Source organism: Mucilaginibacter sp., from assembly GCF_965200995.1.
Classification (GTDB): Bacteria; Bacteroidota; Bacteroidia; order Sphingobacteriales; family Sphingobacteriaceae; genus Mucilaginibacter.
Map to the genome: position 1 here is coordinate 505,189 of NZ_OZ241743.1, position 25,628 is coordinate 530,816.

Here is a 25,628-nt window from a genome sequence, read left to right on the forward strand (position 1 = left end):
AGAATCTATGAATTAATTTTAAATAAGCCCCATAGAACAATTTCACTTTGGGTGATAGGGAAGAACCGGTGTTGATGTTTACCAACTATACAGGTTCTTCCTTGTCAGGATAACACACCAGGACTATTTGCTTTGCTTTTACTTGTTTCTTTATATCAGACTACCAAATTCACTATCCGCCCCTTTACCACAATAACTTTCTTAGGTGTTTTGCCCTCTAAATATTTCTGCACATCGGCATTAGCCAGTACGATTTCTTCTACGCCTTTTGGGTCTAAGGCCAGGGAAATATTCAGGTTAAGGCGTGTTTTGCCGTTTACAGAAACAGGATAGGCAAACTCATCTTCCACCAGATATTCAGGATTGAACTTCGGATAAGCGGCATACGACAAGGTACCGGCCTCGTTACCCAACAACGTCCACAACTCCTCGCAAATGTGCGGGGCATAGGGCGACAGGATAATGACCATGTCCTGCAGGATAGCTTTTTTGCTGCACTTCAGATCAGTAAGTTCGTTTACCGCAATCATAAAGCTGGATACGGATGTATTGAATGAGAAACGCTCCACATCTTCTTCCACCTTGCGGATGATTTTATGCAATGCTTTCAGTTCAGCTTTAGCAGGGGCTTCTTCAGTTACCCGGAAGTTCCACTGCTCGTCATGAAACAGTCGCCAGAATTTACGCAGGAATTTAAATACCCCTTCAATACCGTTGGTATTCCAGGGCTTGCTTTGCTCCAGCGGACCTAAAAACATTTCGTACATCCGCAGGGTATCGGCACCATAACGTTCAATGATGTCATCTGGGTTTACGACGTTGAACTTGGATTTCGACATTTTTTCCACTTCCCAATTACACAGGAACTTTCCATTAAAACTTCCAATGAAGTCTGCATCAGCTTCAACATCATTACCTCGCCATTTTCGCCATTTGTCAATGTCCAAAATATCATTATTCACGAATTCTACTGGTACATGATTCTGTTGAAATTGCAAATGCTTTACATTAAATGAAATATTGTAATTTCTTTGGTGAGCATTAAGCAACTCATCTAATTGTACTTGTGAAAGTGAATTATCCCAAATTTTTTGAACAATGTCATAAGAAACAAATGTATGCGATATAGCTACAAAATCAGAATGAACATTAGGAATAGTTACTCTTGAAACAATTCGATAAATAAAATTACTCCGCCCCTGAATCATGCCTTGATTAATGAGCCTTTTGAACGGCTCCTCCTCAACCACCAAATTCATATCCTTCAAAAACTTGTTCCAGAAACGGCTGTACAGCAGGTGCCCGGTGGCATGTTCTGAGCCGCCGATGTACAGGTCTACATCTTTCCAGTATTCTACCGCCTGGCGCGATGCAAACTCCTCATTGTTGCGGGCATCCATGTAGCGGTACCAGTACCAGCTGCTGCCAGCCCAGCCGGGCATGGTGCTAAGTTCGTACTCATACTCAGCCGCGTACGCCCAGCCCTCGGCCCTGCCCAACGGCGGTTCGCCGGTTTCGGTGGGCAGATACTTATCTATTTCGGGCAGCACCAGCGGCAGGTGGCTTTCGTCAATCAGGTAAGGCAGGTTCTCCTTAAAATATACCGGCACTGGTTCGCCCCAGTAGCGCTGGCGGCCAAATATGGCATCGCGCATCCGGAAGTTTATCTTGGCCTTGCCTGCGCCTTTTTCTTCGAGTTTGGCTATAATAGCTGCTGTAGCTTCCCTGTAAGTTAAGCCATTGGCAAACCCGGAGTTAATGTAACGGCCTTCCTTGGTAGGGTCGGCCTGGGTTTCAATCTGCTGAATATCAATAATTGGCGTGATGGGCAAATTAAAGTGTTTGGCGAACAGGTAATCGCGCTGATCGCCGCTGGGTACCGCCATTACAGCACCCGTACCATAACCGGCCAGCACGTAATCGGCAATCCAAACCGGTACTTGCTCACCATTGAGCGGATTAAGCACATAACTGCCGGTAAAAGCGCCTGATACCGTTTTGGTATCCGCCATGCGGTCCAGTTCCGATTTCTTTTTAGTTTGGTCAATATAGGCCTCCACCTCGCCTTTCTGCTCCGGTGTGGTCAATGAAGCAACCAGTTCATGCTCGGGTGCAATGACCAAGAAAGTTACGCCAAACAGGGTGTCTACCCGGGTGGTGAAAACTTCGATCACCCCACCCAAACCCTCCCCGGAGGGGAGGGCTTTAGCTCCCTCTCCCTCGGAGAGGGCTGGGGAGAGGTGAAACTTCACACTCGCGCCTACACTTTTGCCAATCCAGTTGCGCTGCATTTCCTTGAGCGGTTCAGGCCAGTCAATGGTGTCGAGGCCTTGCAGCAGGCGTTCGGCGTAGGCGGTGATGCGCATGCTCCACTGCATCATCTTCTTTTGCTCTACCGGGTAGCCGCCGCGCTCGGAGAAACCGTCTTTCACCTCATCGTTGGCCAGCACGGTACCTAATGCCGGGCACCAGTTTACGGTGCTTTCGCGCAGGTAAGTTAGGCGGTATTTTAACAGTTCGGTTTGCTGTTCGTGGGGGCTCATGGCCTTCCATTTTTCGGCGGTAAAGGTTTGGGTATCTTCATCGCTTACCGCATTAATACCGGCCGAGCCCTGCGTTTCAAAATGCTGCACTAAATCAGCAATACTCACCGCCTTTTCTTCAGCTTTGTTATACCAGCTGTTGAACAGCTGCATAAATATCCACTGGGTCCACTTATAGTAACCGGGCTCGCTGGTGCGCACCTCGCGGCTCCAGTCAAAGGAAAAGCCAATTTGGTCCAGCTGGCGGCGGTAAGTGGCAATATTGGCCTCCGTGGTAATAGCCGGGTGCTGGCCGGTTTGTATGGCGTACTGCTCTGCGGGTAAACCGAAGGAATCGTACCCCATCGGGTGCAGTACGTTGAAGCCTTTCAGGCGTTTGTAGCGGGCAAAAATATCAGAAGCAATATAGCCCAGCGGATGGCCTACATGCAGCCCCGCCCCCGAAGGGTAAGGGAACATATCCAGCACATAATATTTAGGCTTATCTGAATGGTTTTCGGCCTTAAAAGTCTGATGTTCGGCCCAAAACTGCTGCCATTTACTTTCGATATCTTTAAATTGGTAGTCCATCCGATGGTTTTTCCGTAAAAAATATGCGAAGTTAAGCATTTTTGTACGGACTTGGCAGTGAGGAATGGATTTTGGATGATGGTTATCAACAAGCCTTATGCCTCCCCCGGAGGGCAGGGAGGAATCTCTGCGCCCTGCTGGTCTTCATCTGAATTCACCGCGAAAATCATCACATCTGCATCCATAATCAGCAGTAATGTGTTGATTCTTGTCTATAAACTGCGCATCTTTGTCAATCTTTGTCAATCTTTGTCAATCTTTGTCAATCTTTGTCAATAAAAAGGCCGCAAACACTTATCTGTTTGAAAGTGAGCTTTTTAAGTGTTCACGTTCACGGTGGTGTGAACACCGTGAACGCGTGTGAACACTGACACGTTCTTGTCACTGGCATTTAGGATGCCTGCAGAGGTACTGCCGAAGTATGCCACTGCATCCAGGCTTCGGGCGCCTCAGCCAGCCAACATTTGTGTGTGTGTGAACGTATCAATGCTTCCTGTATTCGGATAACCTTTGCTGATAAACGTATAAATACTTCGCTACCGCTCAGCATAACACGCTCAACTTACCGCAACTCGTAAACCGCTGCCTCGTAAGGTTGCAGTTTACTGCCGGAGGAAGGCGTGCTGTAGTTATCCATCAGCAACCTGGCATTGGTTAAACTGATGCCGGTATTAACCATAGCCGGTGTGCTTTTAAAGTTGAGCAGTACCAGCAGCTTTTTGCCGTTACCCTCGCGGGTGTAGGCATATACCTTGGGGTTGGCGGCATCCAGCAGGGTGTACTTACCGTAAACCAAAACTTTGTTGGCTTTGCGCAATTGTACCACTTTCTTGAAATAGCTCAACACGCTGTTCGGGTCTTTTTCCTGGGCGGCAGCATTGAGTGTAGTGTAGTTGGCGTTTACCTTTACCCAGGGCGTTCCGCTGCTGAAACCGGCATTGGCGCTGCTGTTCCACTGGAAAGGTGTGCGCCCATTATCGCGGCTGCCAAACTGGGCTTGTTTAATAAAATCAGCCTCGTTGCCGCCGGTTTGTTTCAGGTGCTGGTACTGGTTCATCAGCGACATATCCCTATAGTCCTTGATATTATTGAACCGGATGTTGGTCATGCCCAGTTCATCGCCGTAATAGTAGAATGGCGTGCCGCGCATGGTCATTAAAAAAGTAGTCAGCATTTTGGACGAAACATCCCGGTATTGCGGACTATCATTGCCAAAGCGGCTCACCAGCCGGGCCTGATCATGATTAGCCAAAAAGATGGACAGCCAACCCTTTTGTGCAAAGGCGCTGTCCCAGCGGGTAAAGGTCTTTTTAAATTTCAGCAGGTCGTAGCCTTCGGGTTTGGCCTGGTCAACCGCATCAAAGGCATAAGCCATGTTCAGTTCGTGGCGGTCGGCATCTACCATGTTGTGGCCGTCTTCCAGCGTATTGCCTGCGCCTTCGGCTACGCTCATTATATTATATTTGCTCAATACCTCCTTGTTCATTTCCTGCAGGTACCCGTGCAGGTTGCCCTGTACCCCATAATACTGGTTAAAATGTTTTTCAAACCCTTTCGGGAAGGCCGGCCAAGTGGTATCCTTCGCTGCAAACTGAAAGGCATCCAGCCGGAAACCATCGATGCCCTTATCAGCCCAAAATTTCATTACATCGTATACCTCATGGCGCAGCTTCGGGTTCTCCCAGTTCAGGTCGGGCTGCTTGCGCGAAAAATAATGCAGGTAATAAGCATTAGTGGCTGAGTCATACCGCCAGGCATCATTGTTCACGTCGAACAAACTGTAGCGGTAAGGCGGCTTGCCGTTCTCGGCGTTCCACCAGTGGTAATAGTTGCGGTACGGACTTGTGCGCGAGCTGCGGCTTTTTTTAAACCATTCGTGCTCATCGCTGCTATGGTTCACCACCAAATCCATCACCAGTTTAATGCCACGCTGGTGAAGCCCTTTCAGCAGGGCATCAAAATCCTGCATGGTACCAAAATCCTTCATGATGCCGCGGTAATCGCTCACATCATACCCGTTATCGTCATTGGGCGAACTGTAAATCGGGTTGAGCCAAACGGCATCTATCCCTAAGCTTTTGATATAGTCCAACTCGGAGATGATACCATTCAAATCACCCACTCCATCACCATTGCTATCCTTAAAGCTGCGGGGATAGATTTGATATACTACCGCCTCCTTCCACCAGGTGGGGCCGTTAGCCGGCTGATGAACCGGAACAGTTGGAATTTTAGTTTGGGGTGATTGGCAGGCCGTCAGCAAAGTGCAGGCAGACAGAATTATACGCAATAGTTTTGAAACGGAAGCAGGCATAGCAGAACAATTGGTGGTTTTACCTTCCAAAGCTACATATTTAAGCACATGAATTTTAGTTTGCCCATGTTATAAGTAGTCAAGTTTAACCAGCCCTTTGAATCTTAATTTTAAACAGCATATTTACGCTGCACACTATCCTATTTGAACCCCAATTATTTTGATGAAGGCTTGCATTACTTACACCCAGGACGACCTGCTGAATAACTACCTCTTTGTAGCCTCAAAATCGGACCAGTTGAGGTACAGCCGTCGAAAAAGCTGGCTCCTACTCATAATTTTCAGTTTTGTTGCCGCCGTGGGCGGATACATAGCCGGCGATAAATTAATTATGTGGTACTGTATAGCTGTAGGTATGTTCTTTCTGATATGCTATCCTTTTGTACAAAGGCTGACGTACAGAAGGCGCTATCGTAAGTTTGCAGCAGACCGGTACCGAAGTTTAAAGGATGTACAGTTTACTTTAGATATCACCAATGAAAATATTACTTCGGAAAGCAGCATCGGCAATGCAGTAATTGATACCAATCAGGCAGAACTTGTTACCGAAACTGCCGATTACTTTTTCATCAGGTTTATCTCCCAGGATACCATCACCCTGCCCAAACGAAATTTTGATGTGCAGCAACTTACCGGGCAACTGGCTGCCATAGCTGCACTGAAGCAGGATACCATTCATCAGGAACTTAACTGGAAATGGAAATAGCAATAAGGCCTTTGCAAAATGCTGTTAAGAAAACGTTTTAAATCTAATGATTATCATTGCGAGGTACGAAGCAATCCCGTAGTTATGCTTTTTCGCTTGGCCTGCGACGGGATTGCTTCGTACCTCTCAATGACAAGAATATTATATTTTCATTTATGATCGCTTTTTAAAGTTTCTTGTCCTCTGCTTTCTGAAAATAAAAAAACCGCCCCACAAGTTATAGGAGGCGGCTTTTTGATAATTAACTATTTATGCAATCTTAAATACGTCCTTAAGGCCATCGTTGTTACTGCTGCTCACCTTGAGGTCTTTAATGTAACCGGTTTCGAGTGCGTATACCCAGCCATGCACCTGTAAATCCTGCCCGTTGGTCCAGGCATTCTGTACGATGGAGGTTTGCGCCAGGTGGCTTACATTTTCAATTACGTTGAGTTCTACCAGGCGGTCGCCGCGCTGCTTCTCGTCGGTAATGGCATCCAGTTCGGCCGCATACAGGCGGTATACATCCTTAATGTTGCGCAGCCAGTTATCAATAATGCCAACCTGCTTATTACCCATAGCGGCCAGCACACCACCGCAACCGTAGTGCCCTACTACAATAACGTGCTTTACCTTCAACACGTTTACCGCATAATCCAGTACCGACAGCATGTTCATATCGGTATGCACCACCATGTTGGCAATATTGCGGTGTACAAATATTTCACCGGGCGCAGTATTGGTAATCTGGTTGGCCGGCACACGGCTGTCGGCGCAGCCAATCCATAAAACAGGCGGCTTTTGTCCGTTGGCCAGCTTATCAAAATACTCCGGATCCTGTGCAAGCATTTTATCTACAAAAGTTTGGTTGCCGGCCAGCAAGCCTTCATAGGTGATATGGCTGGTGTCGTGAATGGTGCTATCGGTTATGTTTTTTGAACTCATAAAATTTATTTTAATAATTAATGAAGTACGATTATTGGGTATTACGGCTGCCTGGCCTGGTAAGCCTGTATCTTAGTAAAGGCAGCAAATCATAGGCAATGATGGTAAGCAATACCAATGGAATCAGGTAAAAGATCATGAAATCATACAGGTTGAATAAATAAGCCCCTACCAGACCTCCGAAAAAATAGAAACCCAGAATGGTAAAGCGAATATACAATTTGTTACGCAGCACCTCTGTTTTCTCGGTATGCGGATGCAGCCACTCGGCCAGCTCACTGCCCAGATCAGTAAATAAGCCGCTCAGGTGCGAGGTTTTAATAAGACCGCCTGATATGGTAGAAGCCAGGCTATTTTGCAAACCCATGCAGAACAGCATAGCCCCGATAATAATTTCGCGCTCGGTATCGGTTTCTTTATAAAACTGATGCCCGTATACGGCAATAGGAACCATCAGTATAATTTCGAGCACCACAGGAGCGGCATGGGCCACATAACGGCTTCTGCGCTGAAACGACCAGATTAAGAAACTGGCTACAAATGCGCCGAAGAAGAAAGCGAACAACCATACAAAGAAAATAAGGATTTCATGAAAATTACGTTCTACCACGTGCCGTGCAAGCGTAGCTACGTGGCCGGTTACATTGGAGGTAAACGTAAGAAAGGCAATTACGCCCGCTACGTTAGTCATGCCGGCTACAAAGGCGGTAGAAGAGGCCAGCATCAGGTTCTGGCTAAGCGTTCTGTCGCTTTTTAGTTCTTTTAACATAAAAATATCAGTAAACAAAACGGGCCCTTCAGTAAACAAAAGCCATACTATCTGCTTTAAGCAAACCTTGCTTTAAAGTGTTTACCCAAACCGGCAAAAACTTAGCAATTGGTCATAAACTCACGGTTTAGTCCGTTAAGTTAAGACATTTTTTTCGCAGCTAACGCTGCCGGTTGGCCGTTATAATATATAATGGTACTGTGTATTAATTATACCAACAGTAAATATTACTGTCTGTACAAACAAGTAAACTAACCGTTGGGAGGCGGCGTGGGTACAGTGGGATGATAGAGTTGCAGGCAGCCATGCTGGTGTATACTGTACTCAAGCACAGTAATACAATTCACAAAACGGTATTCGGGATAATAAAAACAGTTTTCGTCAAAAAACTTCTTTTCTTTGAACGCATCCTTGTCCGGGTCTTCTTTATCGGTTTTGGATTCCTGTTCCATTGCTGATACCAGGCTGCTTTCCGTTTTGCTGAATAAACTGATAAACGCAGGCGTAACCAATGCCAGCATCTTCAGCATGAAGATACCGGTAAACAGCAGGCACAAGCTTAATTTATAATTTTTCAGCTTCATTTAACGGGCGCAAATATAGGAAATCAACCGGCAAATCAGCGTTGCAGTATCATTCGCCGGTAATTTTACAGTGTTGTACTTATTACCGCAACAATGTTTACTTTTAGCTTTTCACCTTCATTATAAATCCTGTAATTGTGAACGATAAGTTAGAAACCCTACGCCAGAAACAACAACAGGCCTTAACCGGCGGCGGGCAGGCCCGTATAGATAACCAGCATAAAAAGGGCAAGCTCACCGCACGCGAACGCCTGCATTTTTTGCTGGACGAAGGCAGCTTCGAGGAAATTGGCATGCTGGTGGCGCACCGCTCTACTGATTTCGGTATGGAAAAGGAACACTACCCCGGCGATGGCGTGGTTACGGGCTACGGCACCATCAGCGGTCGGCTGGTGTATGTGTTCTCGCAGGATTTCACGGTATTTGGCGGCTCGCTGTCGGAAACCCACGCCGAAAAGATTTGCAAGATTATGGAAATGGCGCTCAAAAACGGGGCACCGGTAATCGGGCTGAACGATTCAGGCGGTGCCCGTATACAGGAGGGTGTGGTATCGTTAGGCGGCTATGCCGACATTTTTTACCGCAACACGCTGGCCTCGGGCGTGGTGCCGCAGCTATCGGCCATTATGGGCCCATGTGCGGGCGGTGCGGTGTACTCCCCTGCCATTACCGATTTCGTACTGATGGTAGAGAACACTTCCTACATGTTTGTTACCGGCCCCAACGTGGTAAAAACCGTTACGCACGAGGTGGTTACTTCCGAAGAGTTAGGCGGGGCCACTACCCATGCCACCAAATCGGGCGTTACCCATTTTGCCTGCGCCAATGAGATTGAGGCGATACAGTACGTAAAGCGTCTGCTGAGCTATATGCCGCAAAACTGTGAGGAAATGGCCCCGGCTCTGCCCTATGAGCCGGGCAATGAGCGCCGGCCTGCCCTGAATATGCTGATGCCTGAAAGTGCCTCGCAGCCTTATGACATCCGCGAGGTGATTAACGGCATCATCGATGAAGGCAGCTTTATGGAGGTGCATAAAGATTTTGCTGAAAACCTGGTGGTAGGCTTTGCCCGACTGGCCGGGCGCAGCATTGGCATTGTGGCTAACCAGCCTGCTTTTTTAGCAGGCGTATTAGACATCAACGCCAGTACCAAGGGGGCCCGCTTTGTGCGCTTCTGCGATAGCTTTAACATCCCGCTGCTGGTGCTGGAGGATGTGCCCGGCTTTTTGCCCGGTACCGACCAGGAATGGAATGCCATCATTACCAACGGTGCCAAGCTGCTGTATGCTTTCTGCGAAGCCACCGTGCCCCGCATTACCGTCATCACCCGCAAAGCCTACGGCGGCGCTTACGATGTAATGAACTCCAAGCATATTGGCGCGGATATGAACTTTGCCTGGCCGGTAGCCGAAATTGCCGTAATGGGCGCTAAAGGCGCAGCCGAAATCATCTTCAAGCGTGAAATTACCCAAGCCGAAGACCCGGAAGCGAAATGGCGAGAGATGGAGCAGCTGTATTCCGATAAATTTGCCAACCCCTACCGCGCCGCCGAGCGGGGGTTTATTGATGAGGTCATCGAACCCGCTGCCACCCGGCAAAAACTGATTAAAGCATTTAAGATGCTGGAGCATAAGGTAGTGAATTTACCGAGAAAGAAGCATGGGAATATTCCGTTGTAGGATAAAAGTAATAGCTATGTGGTTAGAATAACGTATCACCTGGGCAATGATGAAGATTAATTATTCTTCTTTTTTTATATGTAATATGCTTAACTATAACTTCTATACTTATTTACTTACTAATCATCAAAGAACTACACTCTATGCAGGTGTAACCAACGATTTAAGCAGACGCCTGTTTGAACATTACACAGGTCGAGATAGACCTAACAGCTTTACTTTTAAATACAAGTGTTATTACCTGGTATGGTTCGAAAGACATGAACATATTAATTATGCTATTGCCCGGGAAAAAGAAATTAAGGGCTGGACAAGAATAAAAAAGGAAAAATTAATTAATCGGACTAATCCAAGCTGGACATTTTTGAATAACGAATTGATGGCGTGGCCGCCTTTAATAAGTGATGCTTGACATCAACCTGATACTTATGCTCAACCCAATCACCACCTGTCATCCTGAGCGATAGCGAAGGATCTGTACACTTGACTCTGCTCTTGTACAGATCCTTCGCTATCGCTCAGGATGACAAATCAACATTACATACTCCGCTATGCTTTGCATTGAACAAATACGCCCCGAAGTAACCTGGCGGCTGCGGCAGGAGGTATTATACCCTGATGCGCATTACTCCGCTATGCAGATGGAAGAAGACCATGATGGCTACCACTTTGGTGTCTTTACGGATGGGCGGCTGGCGGCTGTGGTTTCCCTGTTTCAGACAGGGGCGGATTGCCAGTTCCGTAAGTTTGCGGTATTGCCTGCGCATCAGGGTAAGGGGATAGGGCGGCAGTTGCTGCAATACATCATAGAATTTGCGCAGATTGGCGGGGGTAAACGGCTGTGGTGCAATGCGCGGCTTTCGGCAGTGGAATTTTATGTGAAGCAGGGTTTGGTTACCAATGGTGCACCTTTTTCTAAAAACGGTCTTGACTATGTGATTATGGAAAAGCCCATTGGCTGATATATAAGCATCATTTTTAAATCTTTTTCCGGGCTTTAGCGTTTAACTCTTCTACCGTTATTAGCTGCTAATCCTATATTTGCCAGTTACGCACACATCATCTATTATTATTGATTCTTAAATATGGCTAAAAAGCAACCTGTCGAAAAGCAGCATATACCTGTGGTGAACGAAACTTCACTGTTGTTCTTCGAAAAATATATCAACAACCCCTCGCCTACCGGTTTTGAGTGGAAAGGCCAGGAACTATGGCTCGATTATATCAAACCCTACATCGACGATTTTTATGTAGATAACTACGGTACCGCCGTAGGCATCATCAATCCTGAAGCCGAATACAAGGTTGTCATTGAAGCCCACGCCGATGAAATCTCCTGGTTTGTAAATTACATTACCAGTGATGGTTTGATTTATGTGATCCGCAACGGTGGCTCCGACCATCAGATTGCGCCTTCCAAACGGGTAAATATTCATACTGATAATGGCATCGTAAAGGCGGTTTTTGGCTGGCCGGCCATCCATACCCGGTTGGGCGGCGAAAAAGAAGAAGCGCCCAGCCTGAAGAATATCTTTTTAGATTGCGGCTGTATTACCAAAGAAGAAGTAGAGGCCAAAGGCATACATGTAGGCTGCGTAATTACTTATGAGGACGAGTTTTCAATACTGAACAACCGTTACTATATGGGCCGTGCGCTGGATAACCGTGCAGGCGGCTTCATGATTGCCGAGGTGGCGCGCCTGCTGAAAGAAAATGGTAAGCAATTGCCGTTCGGTTTATACATTGTTAATGCCGTACAGGAAGAAATCGGCCTGCGCGGTGCAGAAATGATTGCCCACCACATTAAGCCCAATGTGGCTATCGTGACCGATGTAACGCATGATACGCAAACGCCGATGATTAACAAGGTGGTACAAGGAGATCTGGCCTGCGGCCGCGGCCCGGTGATCTCTTATGCGCCTGCCGTACAGAATAACCTGAATAAGCTGCTGATTGAGTCGGCTCAGAAAGCGGATATTCCGTTTCAGCGCCAGGCATCTTCCCGCTCTACCGGTACGGATACCGATGCTTTTGCTTATTCTAACGACGGTGTACCTTCGGCCCTCATTTCATTACCGCTACGCTACATGCACACCACGGTAGAAATGATACATAAGGAAGATGTGGATAACGTGATCCGCCTGATTTATGAAACCCTGCTGAATTTAGAGGCGGGACAGGATTTCAGGTACATTAAAAACACCAGGCCTAATCCGGTGTTGTAACATCCTGAACTTCAAAGAACCAAATCTAAGAGTTATATAAATACCTCATATGAAACCAACATTATTAATATTAGCCGCCGGCATGGCCAGCCGCTACGGCAGCATGAAGCAAGTGGACGGCTTCGGTCCCAACGGCGAAACGATTATTGACTACTCTATATACGATGCCATTAAAGCCGGGTTCGGTAAAATCACCTTCATTATCCGCGAAGAATTTTTAGACAGCTTTAAAGCCATCTTCGAACCCAAACTGGCCGGTAAGGTAGAAACCGATTATGTATTTCAGAGCTATGACCTGAAACCATTCGGTATCGACAAAGAAATTGAACGCTCCAAGCCCTGGGGTACCGCCCATGCGGTACTGGCTGCCCGCAACCAGGTAAACGAGCCTTTTTGCGTTATTAATGCTGATGATTATTATGGTTATGATGCCTTTGAGAAAATGGCTAAATTTTTAACCACCGAAGCATCAGATAGCCAGTATTCTATCATTGGTTACCAGATTGATAAAACTTTGTCTGATTATGGCTCTGTATCTCGCGGTGTGTGTAAGGTAGATGATGCCGGCAACATGGTTGAGATCAATGAGCGTACCGAAGTATATTTTAAGGATGGCGATGTATATTACAAGGATGCCACTGGTGAATATCAGCTACCTAATGATACCCGTGTATCCATGAACTTCTGGGGCTTTACACCGGCCATTTTTAAACAAAGCGAACCGATGTTTAAACGGTTTGCAGAAGCTAATGAGAATAACCCGAAAGCTGAATTCTTTATCCCGCTGGTAGCCGATGAGTTGATTAAATCAGGCACGGCTTCTTTTAAAGTAATTCCTACGCCATCAAAATGGTTTGGTGTTACTTATAAGGAAGATAAGCCGATTGTACAGGCCAGCATCTCTGAGTTGGTAAACAATGGCACTTACCCCAGCAAACTTTGGGAATAAATGTTTAGCTAAACACATATGTAAAGCGCTGTGATGACTCACAGCGCTTTTTTTGTATCAAACAACTACTGCTTTGCCTGTGTACTATTTAACTGATAGTTTTAATACCATCTATTACACTTTTTGAAATGCAGGTACAAACATTAAGCGAGGTAACTCATATCAACGAAACGCCGCCGCAGCTGGTGTTTACCACCGCCGAGGCAGAGGCACGTGTGTCGGTTTACAGTGCGGCTGTTATTCGTATACAGATTACCCGGCAGCCACAGGAGCCCGACCACTCTTTTGCGGTCATTCAATCCCCATCCACTGATAAACTACAATATCATGATGATGGTGCAACTATGGAGTTAAGCACTTCTGCTTTAAAACTTATCATTCATAAAGCGCCGTTGCGTTTCAGCTTTTATACGGCCGGTGGTAAGCCCTTAAATGAAGACGACCGCCGTTATGGCGTAAACTGGCAGGGCGAGCGGGTAATCAATTACAAAAAGCTGTATGCCGATGAGAAATTTATTGGCCTGGGCGAAAAGACCGGGCCGCTCAACCGCCGGGGAAAGCATTATGTGAACTGGAATTCCGATGTGCCTAATCACACACCAGAGAGCGACCCATTGTACGAAACCTTTCCGTTCTACATTGGCCTGCATGATGGACTTACCTATGGCTTGTTTTTCGATAACACCCATAAAAGCTATTTCGATTTCGGCGCCTCTACCGATGAGCAAATGAGCTGGTTTGGTGCGGATGGCGGCGATTTGAATTATTACTTTTTCGGTGCCCAAAGCGTAGCGCAGATTATTCAGGATTACACCTGGCTTACCGGCCGCATGGAAATGCCGCCGCTGTGGAGCCTGGGTTACCAGCAATGCCGGTGGAGCTACATGAGCGCGCAGGAGGTACTGGAAGTGGCCGAAAACTTCAGGAAATATCAGATACCGGCTGATGTGCTGTATTGCGACATTGATTACATGGAGGATTTTAAAATCTTCACCTGGAATAAACAAACCTTTCCTGAACCTAAAGCAATGATAGACCGGCTGAAAGCCATGAACTTTAACCTGGTTACTATTGTTGACCCTGGCATTAAAGTAGAAAAGGGCTATCCGCAGTATGACGAGGGTGTTGATAAAGGGTACTTCGCTACCTATCCAGATGGTGAAAAATATATAGGCGAGGTATGGCCCGGCCGCTGCCACTTCCCCAATTTCTTTAACGAGGAGGTATGCAACTGGTGGGGTGCATCGTTTAATGCCCTAACCGAGCCCGGTGTAACCGGCTTTTGGAATGATATGAACGAGCCTGCCGTTTGGAACCAGAACATGCCTTGGCTGGTTAAATTCGGCGATAAGTACATGCCTGAAGTACGCAATGTATACGGCATGGAGATGGCCCGCGCCACTTATGAGGGTACGCGCAAAACATTAGGCAACCAGCGCCCTTTCGTGCTTACCCGCGCCGCCTACTCGGGCACACAGCGCTATTCGGCGGTATGGACGGGCGATAACACTGCTAATGATGAACACTTATTGTTAGGGCAGCGACTGGTGAATAGTTTGGGCGTTACCGGCATGGCTATGGTGGGTGTAGATATCGGCGGCTTTAGCGGCAACCCTACGCCCGAGTTAATGGTACGCTGGAACTCATTAGGCGTGTACACCCCGATGTTCCGTAACCATGCGCAGGAAGGTACCATTTACCGCGAGCCGTGGCAGTGGGGCGAGGACAATATGGCCATTATTAAAAAGGACATCGAACTGCGTTACCGCCTGCTGCCTTATATCTACTCGGGCTATTATCAATCGGCACAAACCGGGCTACCATTGAGCCGTACTTTAGCTATCAATTATACGCAGGACGAGCAGGTGTATGAAGAAGTTTACCAAAATGAATTTGAGTTTGGCGATTCGATGCTGGTAGCGCCTGTTATCAGCACAGCTAATACAGCCGATGTTTACCTACCTGAAGGCCAATGGTACCGTTTTAATACTGGAGAGCAATATGCTGGTGGGCAAAACTATACAGTTGCTGCACCACTTACCGATTTACCTGTGTTTGTAAAGGCTGGCGCCATCATTCCGATGCAGGGTGTGGTACAAAGTACTAAGGATGCAGGCGATGGTATATTGGAACTGCATATATGGAATGGTGATAAGGAGAACAGCTTTGTTTATTACGAGGACGACGGGCAAACGTATGATTATCAGCAAGGCAGTTACTACAAACGCACCATCCATTTCAACCCTGCCGGGCGACAAATTGACCTCAGTGCTGTTGAAGGTTCATATCTGTCAAAATATGCATCGCTTAAACTGGTAATGCATGGCTATGATGAATTGACCTCTTCAAAATTCAATGATCAGCCTATCGTGTTCAACTTCGTTGACAATGAACCTCAGGATGAACTTGTGATTACAAACGATAAGATGAAATTTGTCTATTAATTTTTTCGTGTTCGTAAAAAGCAGCTGATTTTAAGAAGATATTTAAAACTAAAATCGTACAAACACAAATGGTCATTTCGACCATAGGGAGAAATCTTCTACTGTAGACTGCTCGAAGAAGATTTCTCCCTATGGTCGAAATGACAGTTTCGATTTGTTTTGTAAACAGTTGTAATATTTAAATAGCAACTACCGCTGTGCCCTGGGAACTCGAAAAACAGTTACACAGGTACTACCATAAATGGCTCTGCATAAGGCTTCAAGTGCATCAGCTTAATAACGGCTTAATAACGGCGTTTACATTAAATATTACTCTTGAAGAGGTTTTAAATATGGCATTATCTTATAAAACACGGCTCAAACCAGAAGCTGAAGGCTGTTACACAGTCAATGTACCTGCTTTACCGGGGTGTATTACCTATGGCGAAAACCTGCAGGATGCCATTCAAAACGCCAGCAAAGCAATAGAATTATATGTTGAGAGTTTAAGAGCATACAATGAAGATGTTCCAACTGATAAGGATGTTTTGGAATACAACCTTCAACTCACGGCGTAATTGTTATATGCTTTAAAAAGTATTAAGCAAAGCATAACAAAAAAGTAGCCTTTCAACTCAGCAGGCTGCTTTTTTTATCTGCATACGTTACAATAATTTTTATCTTAACCGCACTAATCAAATTACGGTATGCCCCACGAGCACTTTTTAGAACAGCATGATCCTGAACGCAAAGATTTTCAGATTGACCGCATTATTTTGTTTAGTGATGCGGTGCTGGCTATTGCCATTACCCTGCTGGTTATTGAAATTAAAGCGCCGGAGTTTGAACACGGTTTGCCTGAAAGAAAAATCGTCTCCTGGCTGCTATACCAGATACCTAAGTTTATAGGCTTTATCATCAGCTTTTTTGTAATTGCCATTTACTGGCGCAGCCATCACCGCATATTTGGGTTTGTAAACCGCTATACCAGTAAACTTATCTGGCTCAACTTCTTCTTTTTGTTTACAGTAGCACTTATGCCTTTTTCATCCGCCTTTTATAGTGAGAACATGCTGTATCATGTGCCATTTTATTTTTATAACATCAATATTATCTGCACCGGCCTTGCCAATTATGCTACGGTTAACTATGTATTCAATCCGGCTAATCAAATTGTAACCCACTGGCCCAATGAAACATTTATTAAGATATTCAAGGCCCGTTCATTAATTACACCGGGCATATTTTTACTGGGCATTATTATAGGCACCATCTGGCTACCGGCTGGCTGGTACATGCCGCTGCTGATTGCGCCGGTATTAAGTGTGGTTTCGCGCTCCTATAAAAGAAAGCCCACTGCCGCAAATGCCTGAAACAAAAACGCCCGCTTGCAAAATATGCAAGCGGGCGTTTTGTTATGTATTTAAGTTAATTATTTAACTTCTTCAAAGTCAACATCAGTTACACTATCGGCGTTACTGTTGCCCTGGGCCTGGCCGCCGCCGTTGGCACCACCGGCACCCGGCTCACCGCCCTGCTGTGCATCAGCAGTTGCTTTATACATCTCTTCTGATGCTGCAGCCCATGCAGTGTTCAGCTCGGTTTGAGCAGTTTCAATAGCATTCAGGTCTTTAGAAGCATAAGCTGATTTGAGTTTTTCCAAGCCTGATTCAATAGGCGCTTTCTTATCAGCACCAATCTTGTCGCCGTACTCTTTCAGTTGCTTTTCAGTAGAGAAAATCAACGCATCGGCAGAGTTTAGTTTTTCAACCTCTTCTTTGGCCTTTTTGTCAGCATCAGCGTTAGCTTCGGCTTCCTGCTTCATTTTCTGAATTTCAGCATCGCTTAAACCTGATGAAGCTTCGATACGGATCTTTTGCTCTTTACCGGTAGCTTTATCTTTAGCTGATACATTCAGGATACCGTTAGCATCAATATCAAAGGTAACTTCAACTTGAGGCACACCACGGGGTGCTGGCGGAATGCCATCCAGGTGGAAGCGGCCAATGGTACGGTTCTGTGCGGCCATAGGGCGCTCACCCTGCAAAATATGGATCTCTACCGATGGCTGGCTGTCAGAAGCCGTAGAAAAGGTTTCAGACTTCTTGCTGGGGATGGTAGTATTTGACTCAATTAACCGGGTCATTACACCACCCATGGTTTCGATACCTAATGAAAGCGGGGTTACGTCTAACAGTAACACGTCCTTAACATCACCGGTTAATACACCACCTTGTATAGCAGCGCCAATGGCTACCACTTCATCCGGGTTTACTCCTTTTGATGGCGCTTTACCAAAGAATTGCTGTACCGCTTCCTGAATGGCAGGGATACGGGTTGAACCGCCTACCAGAATAATTTCGTCAATATCAGAAGTGCTGTAACCGGCATTCTTTAAAGCAGAACGGCAAGGCTCAATGGTACGCTTAATCAGGCTATCGGCCAATTGCTCAAATTTAGCACGGGTTAAGCTTTTTACCAGGTGCTTAGGCAAACCATCAACAGCGGTTACATAAGGCAGGTTGATTTCTGACTGTGTAGTGCTTGACAATTCCACTTTAGCTTTCTCTGCAGCCTCCTTTAAGCGTTGCAGCGCCATTGGATCCTTACGCAGGTCAATGCCTTCTTCGTTCTTGAAATCATCGGCTAACCAGTCGATAATTACCTGGTCAAAGTCATCACCGCCTAAGTGGGTATCACCATCGGTTGATTTTACTTCGAACACGCCGTCGCCCAACTCCAGTACAGATACGTCATGCGTACCGCCACCGCAGTCAAACACAGCAATTTTCATATCCTTGTGCGCTTTGTCCAGGCCATAAGCCAGGGCAGCAGCAGTAGGCTCGTTGATGATACGGCGCACATTTAAACCGGCAATCTCGCCAGCCTCTTTAGTAGCCTGACGCTGTGCATCATTAAAGTAAGCAGGAACCGTGATAACTGCTTCCGTTACTTCAGTACCTAAGAAGTCTTCTGCTGTTTTCTTCATTTTCTGCAAAATCATAGCAGAAATTTCCTGAGGCGTATATTTACGGTCGCCAATTTCTACGCGTGGGGTGTTGTTATCACCTTTAACCACGGTGTAAGGCACACGCTCGGCTTCCTTGGTTACCTCGTTAAACTGGTTACCCATGAAGCGTTTGATAGAATAAATAGTGTTGCGGGGATTTGTGATAGCCTGACGTTTGGCAGGGTCACCTACTTTACGCTCGCCGTTTGCAGCAAATGATACTACAGATGGAGTGGTGCGCTTACCCTCGCTGTTTGCAATAACTACAGGCTCGTTACCTTCCATTACGGCTACGCAAGAGTTGGTTGTTCCTAAGTCGATACCAATAATTTTAGACATATGATTGATTGTTTTCCTTAATTTAATCTGTTGCTTAACATGTGTTGTTTAACAAGGCACGTGCCAACGCAGCAATGGCAGAAAATATTGTTTGCGGCTGTCAGGTTTATAACTTTTAGTCAGGCAGAATGAGATTGCGGTGACAGCTTGGCAGCAAACCGGTGATAAGGTTTTTAACAATATTTAAATTCCTGTCATTAGCACTCCGCTTTTTTTTGTTTATTTATAAATTATTTGCTTTTATTCTAAATCTGACAAATTTGAATTTATGTCGACCAATACTACTATAAATGCCCTGGAAGTTTTCCGTCCTTACCATATCGACAACTTAAAAAGACTGGGAAACGATTATGATGGCGGCTACATTGTACATTATCCCAGCTTACTTGATGCAGAATGCTTAGTTAATTACGGCGTGGGATATAATGTAGCTTTTGAAAAAGATTTTTGGAAAGAAACCGGAAAGCCCACTTACGCTTTTGATCCAACCTTATCTGATTTAGGCGCTGTTTTCAGCAAGCTTTTTAAGGGTAACTTTGTTCCTTTTATGCGTCATGCAAAGAATTACTTAGTTTGGATGTTTAAAAAAACCCAATTAAAAAAAAGTGGAATCAACTTTATAGCGGAAGGTATATCTGATACGGATACAGAACAATATAAAACATTTGATTACCACTTCAAAAAGTACAACCTGCACAACAAGAAATTTATTTTTAAAATTGATGTAGAAGGCGCCGAATACCCGGTGTTTGGGCAGGAAAGTATCTATCCGCTACTGGGTAACGCTGTGCAGGTTTTACTGGAATTTCATTATGCCGATCAGAAGTTTAATGAGTTACTGGCCATTATGAACAAGATGGAGGAAACACATACCCTAATTCACCTGCATGCTAATAACCATGGTGATATGTTCGATGTTCAGGGTAAAAAAGTGCCTGCTGCGTTTGAAGCTACTTTTATTCATAATTCATACCTTCCGGTAAAAACATACTCAACTGCTTCATATCCTATCGAGGGATTGGACCAACCTTGTGACAGGCTGCAGAAGGACGTACCCTTAGATTTCTTTTATTAATTGGCAGGGTTGCCTGGCTTTACGTTGTTATCGTATAGATCTGAATATATTAAATATATTGCCTCTATCTTTTGGTAACATGTACGGGATTACGTTTTATCTGCAATTTAAAAAACCTGGGGTGCTGGCCAACAATTTTTGCTTGAAACATTGGAGAACAGTTTTGTATTTTTCGGTAATACTATAACATGTTTCACCTTCAATCAGAACGGCTGGATATAGTTCCGTTAACACACGAGCAGTTATTACTAACACGCAGCAATCTACCTGCCTTTGAACAGCAGACAGGCCTCGCCCCTTCTGCTATACAGGCAGATGATGAATTCTTTGCCGAAATGGCTGATGCCATGCAAAACTTCTGGCTGCCCAATACTCGACTATACCCTGACCTTTACCAATGGTATACCAACTGGCAAATCATTCTGAAAAGTGAAAACCGGATTATTGGCAACATTGGTTTTGCCGGTTACCCGAATGATTATGGGGAAACGCTGGTGGGTTATATGATTAGCAAACCGCATCAGGGAAATGGCTACGCTATTGAAGCATTACGGGCACTGGTTAATTGGGGCTTCACTTTCAGCACGCTAAAAGTGATAAAGGCTGACACGACCATTGATAACAAAGCTTCACAAAAAGTTTTAACTAACGTTGGTTTCAGGTGGGTAAGTGCATCTATCAGCACCTTGCATTATCAGTTAAACAAGTTTTAAGGCAATAAAAAAGTCCTGCATGTGTAAAGCAGGACTTAAATATGTTGAAAGAACAGAGCGCTACTTATTCGCCTTTCTCTGCGTTTTCTTCGTTTTGAGCAGGTGCTTCCGGTGCATCAGCAGCAGAAGCATCAGCTACAGTAGCATTATCGTCGGCAGGAGTAACTTCCGCTGTGGCTGCTTCTTCAGTAGCCGGTGCGGCAATTTCAGCTGTTACCGGCGTTACACCACCCTTACCACCACGACGTGAGCGACGGGTTGTAGTTGCTTTTGCAGCCTCACCGGCAGTATAAATGGTATTGTAGTCTACCAGTTCGATAATGGCCATTTCCGCATTATCACCTAAACGGTTTTCCAGTTTGATGATACGGGTATAACCGCCCGGGCGTGTAGCTACCTTCTCGGCAACTTCGCGGAACAGGATGGTTACAGCTTCTTTATCTTTCAGGTAGCTGAATACGGTACGACGAGAATGTGTAGTATCACTTTTTGATTTGGTGATCAAAGGTTCTACGTACATGCGCAAAGCTTTAGCTTTTGCCAGAGTAGTAGTGATGCGCTTGTGTAATACAAGCGAAGTGGCCATGTTGCTCATCATCGCCTTGCGATGACTGTCGGTACGGCCTAAATGGTTAAGTTTTTTTCCGTGTCTCATTGTAGTAATTATTGCACGTGCATACCGTTGGGCGGCTCAGTTTTACCCGGTCAAGCCCTCGGAATTACGCTGGGTTATTCAATCAGATTTGAGATGTGAGACATGAGATTTGAGAAACACTAAATGGTTAATTTCTCATATCTTACATCTAAAATCTCATATCTCTTAATTATTCTTCGTCTAATTTGAATTTGCCCAGATTCATACCAAAAGATAAACCTTTTGATTTCACCAGGTCCTGAATTTCAGTCAGCGATTTTTTACCAAAGTTTCTGAACTTTAGCATATCTGCTACATCGTAAGAAACCAGGTCAGCCAGGCTGCGGATGTCGGCTGCCTTTAAGCAGTTTAAGGCGCGAACCGAAAGATCAAGGTCAACCAGTTCTGTTTTTAAAATTTTGCGCATGTGCAAAATTTCTTCGTCAACTTCTTTGGTTTCTTCTTTGGCCTGCGCTTCCAGCATCATGTTTTCATCGGAAAACAGCATGAAGTGCTGAATCAAAATCTTGGCTGCTTCTTTTAAGGCTTCTTCCGGATGGATAGAACCATCGGTAGTAATGTCAAATACCAGTTTTTCATAATCGGTTTTTTGCTCAACACGATAATTTTCAATGGTATACTTAACATTTTTAATAGGCGTGTAAATAGAATCAATAGCTATTACACCTACCACAGCATCAGGGTTCTTGTTTTCTTCACTGGCAATATAACCACGCCCTTTACCTACTGTCAGTTCCACCTCCAGTGTTACTGCAGGATCCATATTACAAACGGTCAGGTCAGGGTTTAATACAGTGAAGTTGTTAGAAAACTTAGAAATATCACCGGCTTTAAAAGTATTCTGACCGCTGATGATTATAAATATTTTTTCGGCATCACCTGAGTCTGTAGCTTTCTTGAATCTTACTTGCTTAAGATTCAAAATAATTTCAGTAACGTCTTCAACTACACCCTTGATGGTTGAAAACTCATGGTTTACCCCTGAGAAACGAACTGAAGTGATTGCAAAACCTTCCAGTGATGAAAGCAAGATACGACGTAAAGCATTACCGATAGTTACACCGAAGCCTGGTTCCAGCGGGCGGAACTCAAAGGTACCTTCAAAGTCGTTCGACTTCTGCATAATCACCTTATCTGGTTTCTGAAATGCTAAGATTGCCATTTATATCCTTTTTGTTTTATGGGTTACGTATTAATTAGATAGGAGACATGAGATGTAAGTTTTGAGAAACCATAGCGGTTCCCAAATCTTACACCTCATGTCTGAACTCTCAAATTTTATTTTGAGTACAGCTCGACGATCAGGTTTTCCTTGATGTTTTCAGGAATCTCATCGCGGTTAGGATAGCTTAGCAACTTGCCGGAAAGGCTGGCTGCATCCCACTCATACCAGCTATACTTGTTTATTTTGCGGCCGGCTACAGAATTGGTAACCGCTTCAAGTGATTTTGATTTCTCACGTACTGCAATTACATCACCCGGGCGCAGGGTATAGGAAGCAATATTAACAATTTCACCATTTACAGTGATATGCTTATGACCTACCAACTGGCGTGCACCTGAACGTGTTGGCGCAATACCCAGGCGGTATACAGCGTTATCTAAACGGGCTTCTAACAACTGTAACAAGTTGGTACCGGTAATACCTTCACGTGCTGACGCGGTGTGAAACAAGTTTTCGAACTGGCGCTCCAATACACCGTAGGTGTATTTTACTTTTTGCTTTTCCATCAGCTGTACAGCGTACTCTGATTGCTTGCCTCTGCGCTTGGAAACGCCATGCATGCCCGGAGGGTAATTTTTACGTTCCAGAACTTTATCAGGACCGAAGATCGGCTCTCTGAACCTGCGTGCAATTTTGGACTTTGGTCCGGTATATCTTGCCATTGTTTGTGGGTTTTAAAGTATCAGGCTGCCTGTAGCTGCCGAATCTTAGCTTTAAAAATAGATTAAATTAAACTCTTCTGCGTTTAGCAGGGCGGCAACCGTTATGCGGAAGCGGGGTGATGTCACGTATCATGGTAACTTCGATGCCTGCAGTTTGTAAAGTACGGATAGCAGACTCACGGCCTGCACCCGGGCCTTTAACAAATACTTCTACTTTACGTAAGCCTAAATCATAAGCTACTTTACCGCAATCGGAAGCAGCCTGACCAGCAGCGTAAGGAGTGTTCTTTTTAGAACCCTTAAAACCCATTTTACCGGCTGACGACCAGGAAATGGCCTGGCCGCTGGTATTGGTTAGGGTAATAATGATGTTGTTAAAAGTAGCGTTGATGTGTGCCTGGCCTACCGGCTCAACAATCACTACACGCTTTTTGGTTACTTTTTTAGCTTTTGCCATTTTCTTTTTGAGGTTTGAGATATAAGATTTGAGATGTGAGGACTGCGCCTCATTTCAAATTCACCATACCCTATTTTAAATCCGTTAGATGTAAACTATGTGAGCGTCTCTCATATTTCACATCTAACATCTATAATCTATTAATTATTTAGTAGCTTTTTTCTTGTTGGCAACAGTCTTACGTTTACCTTTACGGGTACGCGAGTTGTTTTTGGTGCGCTGGCCGCGTAGAGGCAAACCTTTACGATGGCGGGTACCGCGGTAAGAGCCGATATCCATTAAACGCTTAATGTTCAATTGAACTTCAGAACGCAGCGCGCCTTCTACTTTAACCTGGTCGTTGATGATACCACGGATAGCCGCTAACTGATCATCAGACCAATCCTGTACTTTGGTATTTACATCGATACCTGCCTTGTTCAAAATGCTTTGTGCAGTTGAACGGCCGATACCGTAGATGTAGGTTAAACCAATTTCACCTCTTTTGTTTCTTGGTAAATCAATACCTGAAATACGTGCCATGTTTGTAAGTTGCTTTTAATGTGAGACCGAACGGCTGGGCCACCGTTGTACAATCAATCACGCTATGTTTTTAATTAACCCTGACGTTGTTTGTACTTAGGGTTCTTTTTGTTGATTACGTAAAGTTTGCCCTTGCGGCGGATGATCTTACAATCAGCGCTGCGCTTTTTAATGGATGCTCTAACTTTCATCTCTTTATTATTTATATCTGTAGGTTATTCTGCCTTTGGTTAAATCGTATGGGCTCATTTCCAGCTTTACCCGGTCGCCGGGTAAAATTTTGATGTAGTGCATACGCATCTTACCGGATATATGCGCAATAATCTCATGACCGTTTTCAAGCTCAACACGAAACATTGCGTTTGACAATGCCTCCCTGATTGTACCATCTTGTTCGATCGAAGATTGTTTAGCCATATTTTACTGATTATTACTGTATTATCCCGCTATATTTCGGGATGCAAAAGTAAACAATTATTTTTAATTTATTTGTTTTTGTTGCAAAACTTCTTCAATGTATGAAAAAGTAGAGAGAATATCGGGCTGCCCTTTCTTTACAGCTACCGTATGTTCAAAGTGTGCCGAAGGCTTGTTGTCTACAGTAGAAACCGTCCAGCCATCGCTCCAGAATTTCACACCGGCTTTACCGGCATTAATCATTGGCTCAATGGCAATCACCAAACCTTCTTCCAGTTTCATGCCCGAACCGCGCTTGCCGTAATTAGGCACATCAGGCTTTTCATGCAGTTTAAAACCCACACCATGCCCTACCAGTTCCTTTACAACGCCATAACCGTTCTTTTCCGCATGTTCCTGTACGGCGTAACCAATGTCGCCCACCCGCATACCGGTAACCGCTTTTTCTACGCCAAGGCGCAGGCATTCTTTAGTTACGTCCAGCAGACGTTGGGTTTCAACGCTGATCTCACCTACCGCAAATGTATAAGCTGAGTCGCCAACGTATTTGTTTAGTATAACACCGCAATCTACAGACAAGATATCGCCTTCTTTTAACTCCTTGGTGCCGGGAAAACCATGAACTACCTGTTCGTTAGGAGATATGCAAAGCGAGTAAGGAAATCCGTTGTAATTAAGAAAAGCCGGAACGCCTTTGTGATCGCGGATAAAGGTTTCCGCCAGTTTGTTTAACGCAATGGTAGTTATGCCCGGGGAAATCACTTTCGCTACCTCGGCCAGGGTTTTAGAAACTAATTGAGCTGATTCGCGAATCAGCTCAATTTCTTCTGCAGACTTATAATGAAGAGTTTTAGCCATTATCTAATG

General features: G+C 45.1%; 25 protein-coding genes. 11 read left to right on the top strand and 14 right to left on the bottom strand.

Annotation, left to right across the window (positions count from 1 at the left end):
- Nucleotides 1-155: 155 nt before the first annotated feature.
- Both ACY652_RS02465 and ACY652_RS02470 read right to left on the bottom strand, forming a co-directional pair.
- Nucleotides 156-3,113: a leucine--tRNA ligase gene (locus tag ACY652_RS02465; RefSeq protein ID WP_462266353.1), complete on the bottom strand. Its 2,958-nt coding sequence runs from the start codon at nucleotides 3,111-3,113 to the stop codon at nucleotides 156-158.
- Between the two features lie 562 nt (nucleotides 3,114-3,675).
- Nucleotides 3,676-5,427 (bottom strand): glycoside hydrolase family 13 protein, encoded by a 1,752-nt coding sequence (locus tag ACY652_RS02470; RefSeq protein WP_462266354.1) that lies wholly within the window; start codon nucleotides 5,425-5,427, stop codon nucleotides 3,676-3,678.
- Nucleotides 5,428-5,590: 163 nt separating this feature from the next.
- Between ACY652_RS02470 and ACY652_RS02475 the strand changes: the two genes are divergently transcribed.
- Nucleotides 5,591-6,133, top strand: coding sequence for a hypothetical protein (locus ACY652_RS02475; RefSeq protein WP_462266355.1), 543 nt, complete (start codon nucleotides 5,591-5,593; stop codon nucleotides 6,131-6,133).
- A 249-nt stretch (nucleotides 6,134-6,382) separates the two neighbouring features.
- On the opposite strand, the gene ACY652_RS02480 is transcribed toward ACY652_RS02475, so the two are convergent.
- The 3 genes from ACY652_RS02480 to ACY652_RS02490 form a co-directional block, all read right to left on the bottom strand.
- Nucleotides 6,383-7,057 carry a carbonic anhydrase gene (locus tag ACY652_RS02480; protein ID WP_462266356.1) on the bottom strand — a complete coding sequence of 225 codons (675 nt, stop codon included), beginning with the start codon at nucleotides 7,055-7,057 and terminating at the stop codon, nucleotides 6,383-6,385.
- Between the two features lie 31 nt (nucleotides 7,058-7,088).
- Complete coding sequence (locus ACY652_RS02485; RefSeq protein WP_462266357.1) at nucleotides 7,089-7,826, bottom strand: YoaK family protein; 738 nt, start codon at nucleotides 7,824-7,826, stop codon at nucleotides 7,089-7,091.
- 251 nt (nucleotides 7,827-8,077) lie between these two features.
- A complete protein-coding gene (locus tag ACY652_RS02490) occupies nucleotides 8,078-8,410 on the bottom strand; it encodes a hypothetical protein (RefSeq protein ID WP_462266358.1) in 333 nt (110 codons plus the stop codon).
- A 137-nt stretch (nucleotides 8,411-8,547) separates the two neighbouring features.
- On the opposite strand from ACY652_RS02490, the gene ACY652_RS02495 reads away from it, so the two are divergent.
- The 8 genes from ACY652_RS02495 (at nucleotide 8,548) to ACY652_RS02530 (ending at nucleotide 17,059) form a co-directional block, all read left to right on the top strand.
- The gene (locus ACY652_RS02495) at nucleotides 8,548-10,089 is read left to right on the top strand and encodes an acyl-CoA carboxylase subunit beta (RefSeq protein ID WP_462266360.1); all 1,542 of its coding nucleotides are present in this window, start codon (nucleotides 8,548-8,550) and stop codon (nucleotides 10,087-10,089) included.
- 85 nt (nucleotides 10,090-10,174) lie between these two features.
- A complete protein-coding gene (locus ACY652_RS02500) occupies nucleotides 10,175-10,501 on the top strand; it encodes a GIY-YIG nuclease family protein (RefSeq protein WP_462266361.1) in 327 nt (108 codons plus the stop codon).
- A 139-nt stretch (nucleotides 10,502-10,640) separates the two neighbouring features.
- Entirely contained in the window at nucleotides 10,641-11,051 is a 411-nt protein-coding gene (locus ACY652_RS02505; protein WP_462266362.1) for a GNAT family N-acetyltransferase, read from the top strand.
- A gap of 123 nt (nucleotides 11,052-11,174) precedes the next feature.
- Nucleotides 11,175-12,314, top strand: a complete 1,140-nt coding sequence (locus ACY652_RS02510; RefSeq protein ID WP_462266363.1) for a M42 family metallopeptidase — start codon at nucleotides 11,175-11,177, stop codon at nucleotides 12,312-12,314.
- 49 nt (nucleotides 12,315-12,363) lie between these two features.
- A complete protein-coding gene (locus ACY652_RS02515) occupies nucleotides 12,364-13,263 on the top strand; it encodes a nucleotidyltransferase family protein (RefSeq protein WP_462266365.1) in 900 nt (299 codons plus the stop codon).
- 128 nt (nucleotides 13,264-13,391) lie between these two features.
- On the top strand, nucleotides 13,392-15,707 hold the full coding sequence (locus ACY652_RS02520) for a glycoside hydrolase family 31 protein (RefSeq protein WP_462266366.1): 2,316 nt from the start codon (nucleotides 13,392-13,394) through the stop codon (nucleotides 15,705-15,707).
- A 197-nt stretch (nucleotides 15,708-15,904) separates the two neighbouring features.
- Complete coding sequence (locus ACY652_RS02525) at nucleotides 15,905-16,264, top strand: type II toxin-antitoxin system HicB family antitoxin (RefSeq protein ID WP_462266367.1); 360 nt, start codon at nucleotides 15,905-15,907, stop codon at nucleotides 16,262-16,264.
- A gap of 129 nt (nucleotides 16,265-16,393) precedes the next feature.
- Complete coding sequence (locus tag ACY652_RS02530; protein ID WP_462266368.1) at nucleotides 16,394-17,059, top strand: TMEM175 family protein; 666 nt, start codon at nucleotides 16,394-16,396, stop codon at nucleotides 17,057-17,059.
- 59 nt (nucleotides 17,060-17,118) lie between these two features.
- Here ACY652_RS02530 and dnaK read toward each other — a convergent pair whose 3' ends face one another.
- Nucleotides 17,119-19,035 (bottom strand): molecular chaperone DnaK, encoded by a 1,917-nt coding sequence (dnaK, locus tag ACY652_RS02535; RefSeq protein ID WP_462266369.1) that lies wholly within the window; start codon nucleotides 19,033-19,035, stop codon nucleotides 17,119-17,121.
- A gap of 268 nt (nucleotides 19,036-19,303) precedes the next feature.
- On the opposite strand from dnaK, the gene ACY652_RS02540 reads away from it, so the two are divergent.
- Together ACY652_RS02540 and ACY652_RS02545 are read left to right on the top strand one after the other, a co-directional pair.
- Entirely contained in the window at nucleotides 19,304-20,110 is an 807-nt protein-coding gene (locus ACY652_RS02540; RefSeq protein WP_462266370.1) for an FkbM family methyltransferase, read from the top strand.
- A gap of 188 nt (nucleotides 20,111-20,298) precedes the next feature.
- Complete coding sequence (locus tag ACY652_RS02545; RefSeq protein WP_462266371.1) at nucleotides 20,299-20,823, top strand: GNAT family N-acetyltransferase; 525 nt, start codon at nucleotides 20,299-20,301, stop codon at nucleotides 20,821-20,823.
- A 64-nt stretch (nucleotides 20,824-20,887) separates the two neighbouring features.
- Here the strand turns inward: ACY652_RS02545 and rplQ are convergent, their stop codons facing one another.
- The 8 genes from rplQ to map all read right to left on the bottom strand — a co-directional run bounded on the left by rplQ (nucleotide 20,888) and on the right by map (nucleotide 25,619).
- Nucleotides 20,888-21,478, bottom strand: a complete 591-nt coding sequence (gene rplQ / locus ACY652_RS02550) for a 50S ribosomal protein L17 (protein ID WP_462266372.1) — start codon at nucleotides 21,476-21,478, stop codon at nucleotides 20,888-20,890.
- 169 nt (nucleotides 21,479-21,647) lie between these two features.
- The gene (locus ACY652_RS02555) at nucleotides 21,648-22,640 is read right to left on the bottom strand and encodes a DNA-directed RNA polymerase subunit alpha (protein WP_462266373.1); all 993 of its coding nucleotides are present in this window, start codon (nucleotides 22,638-22,640) and stop codon (nucleotides 21,648-21,650) included.
- A gap of 116 nt (nucleotides 22,641-22,756) precedes the next feature.
- Nucleotides 22,757-23,365, bottom strand: coding sequence for a 30S ribosomal protein S4 (gene rpsD, locus ACY652_RS02560; RefSeq protein WP_462266374.1), 609 nt, complete (start codon nucleotides 23,363-23,365; stop codon nucleotides 22,757-22,759).
- A gap of 67 nt (nucleotides 23,366-23,432) precedes the next feature.
- Nucleotides 23,433-23,822, bottom strand: a complete 390-nt coding sequence (gene rpsK, locus ACY652_RS02565; protein ID WP_462266375.1) for a 30S ribosomal protein S11 — start codon at nucleotides 23,820-23,822, stop codon at nucleotides 23,433-23,435.
- A 144-nt stretch (nucleotides 23,823-23,966) separates the two neighbouring features.
- The gene (rpsM, locus tag ACY652_RS02570; protein ID WP_462266376.1) at nucleotides 23,967-24,344 is read right to left on the bottom strand and encodes a 30S ribosomal protein S13; all 378 of its coding nucleotides are present in this window, start codon (nucleotides 24,342-24,344) and stop codon (nucleotides 23,967-23,969) included.
- A gap of 74 nt (nucleotides 24,345-24,418) precedes the next feature.
- Entirely contained in the window at nucleotides 24,419-24,535 is a 117-nt protein-coding gene (gene rpmJ, locus ACY652_RS02575; protein ID WP_008506259.1) for a 50S ribosomal protein L36, read from the bottom strand.
- 7 nt (nucleotides 24,536-24,542) lie between these two features.
- Complete coding sequence (gene infA / locus ACY652_RS02580) at nucleotides 24,543-24,761, bottom strand: translation initiation factor IF-1 (RefSeq protein WP_022833270.1); 219 nt, start codon at nucleotides 24,759-24,761, stop codon at nucleotides 24,543-24,545.
- 63 nt (nucleotides 24,762-24,824) lie between these two features.
- Entirely contained in the window at nucleotides 24,825-25,619 is a 795-nt protein-coding gene (gene map, locus ACY652_RS02585) for a type I methionyl aminopeptidase (RefSeq protein WP_462266378.1), read from the bottom strand.
- Between the last annotated feature and the right edge of the window lie 9 nt (nucleotides 25,620-25,628).

Bases quoted from the DNA above. Each gene is read 5' to 3' on its own strand.
- ACY652_RS02555 (WP_462266373.1), bottom strand. From the start codon at position 22,640: ATGGCAATCTTAGCATTTCAGAAACCAGATAAGGTGATTATGCAGAAG.
- rpmJ (WP_008506259.1), bottom strand. From the start codon at position 24,535: ATGAAAGTTAGAGCATCCATTAAAAAGCGCAGCGCTGATTGTAAGATC.
- map (WP_462266378.1), bottom strand. From the start codon at position 25,619: ATGGCTAAAACTCTTCATTATAAGTCTGCAGAAGAAATTGAGCTGATT.
- ACY652_RS02515 (WP_462266365.1), top strand. From the start codon at position 12,364: ATGAAACCAACATTATTAATATTAGCCGCCGGCATGGCCAGCCGCTAC.
- ACY652_RS02520 (WP_462266366.1), top strand. From the start codon at position 13,392: ATGCAGGTACAAACATTAAGCGAGGTAACTCATATCAACGAAACGCCG.
- rplQ (WP_462266372.1), bottom strand. From the start codon at position 21,478: ATGAGACACGGAAAAAAACTTAACCATTTAGGCCGTACCGACAGTCAT.
- ACY652_RS02530 (WP_462266368.1), top strand. From the start codon at position 16,394: ATGCCCCACGAGCACTTTTTAGAACAGCATGATCCTGAACGCAAAGAT.
- ACY652_RS02475 (WP_462266355.1), top strand. From the start codon at position 5,591: ATGAAGGCTTGCATTACTTACACCCAGGACGACCTGCTGAATAACTAC.
- ACY652_RS02500 (WP_462266361.1), top strand. From the start codon at position 10,175: ATGCTTAACTATAACTTCTATACTTATTTACTTACTAATCATCAAAGA.
- ACY652_RS02505 (WP_462266362.1), top strand. From the start codon at position 10,641: ATGCTTTGCATTGAACAAATACGCCCCGAAGTAACCTGGCGGCTGCGG.
- rpsK (WP_462266375.1), bottom strand. From the start codon at position 23,822: ATGGCAAAAGCTAAAAAAGTAACCAAAAAGCGTGTAGTGATTGTTGAG.
- ACY652_RS02510 (WP_462266363.1), top strand. From the start codon at position 11,175: ATGGCTAAAAAGCAACCTGTCGAAAAGCAGCATATACCTGTGGTGAAC.
- rpsM (WP_462266376.1), bottom strand. From the start codon at position 24,344: ATGGCACGTATTTCAGGTATTGATTTACCAAGAAACAAAAGAGGTGAA.
- infA (WP_022833270.1), bottom strand. From the start codon at position 24,761: ATGGCTAAACAATCTTCGATCGAACAAGATGGTACAATCAGGGAGGCA.
- ACY652_RS02465 (WP_462266353.1), bottom strand. From the start codon at position 3,113: ATGGACTACCAATTTAAAGATATCGAAAGTAAATGGCAGCAGTTTTGG.
- ACY652_RS02485 (WP_462266357.1), bottom strand. From the start codon at position 7,826: ATGTTAAAAGAACTAAAAAGCGACAGAACGCTTAGCCAGAACCTGATG.
- ACY652_RS02545 (WP_462266371.1), top strand. From the start codon at position 20,299: ATGTTTCACCTTCAATCAGAACGGCTGGATATAGTTCCGTTAACACAC.
- ACY652_RS02470 (WP_462266354.1), bottom strand. From the start codon at position 5,427: ATGCCTGCTTCCGTTTCAAAACTATTGCGTATAATTCTGTCTGCCTGC.
- dnaK (WP_462266369.1), bottom strand. From the start codon at position 19,035: ATGTCTAAAATTATTGGTATCGACTTAGGAACAACCAACTCTTGCGTA.
- ACY652_RS02480 (WP_462266356.1), bottom strand. From the start codon at position 7,057: ATGAGTTCAAAAAACATAACCGATAGCACCATTCACGACACCAGCCAT.
- ACY652_RS02490 (WP_462266358.1), bottom strand. From the start codon at position 8,410: ATGAAGCTGAAAAATTATAAATTAAGCTTGTGCCTGCTGTTTACCGGT.
- rpsD (WP_462266374.1), bottom strand. From the start codon at position 23,365: ATGGCAAGATATACCGGACCAAAGTCCAAAATTGCACGCAGGTTCAGA.
- ACY652_RS02540 (WP_462266370.1), top strand. From the start codon at position 19,304: ATGTCGACCAATACTACTATAAATGCCCTGGAAGTTTTCCGTCCTTAC.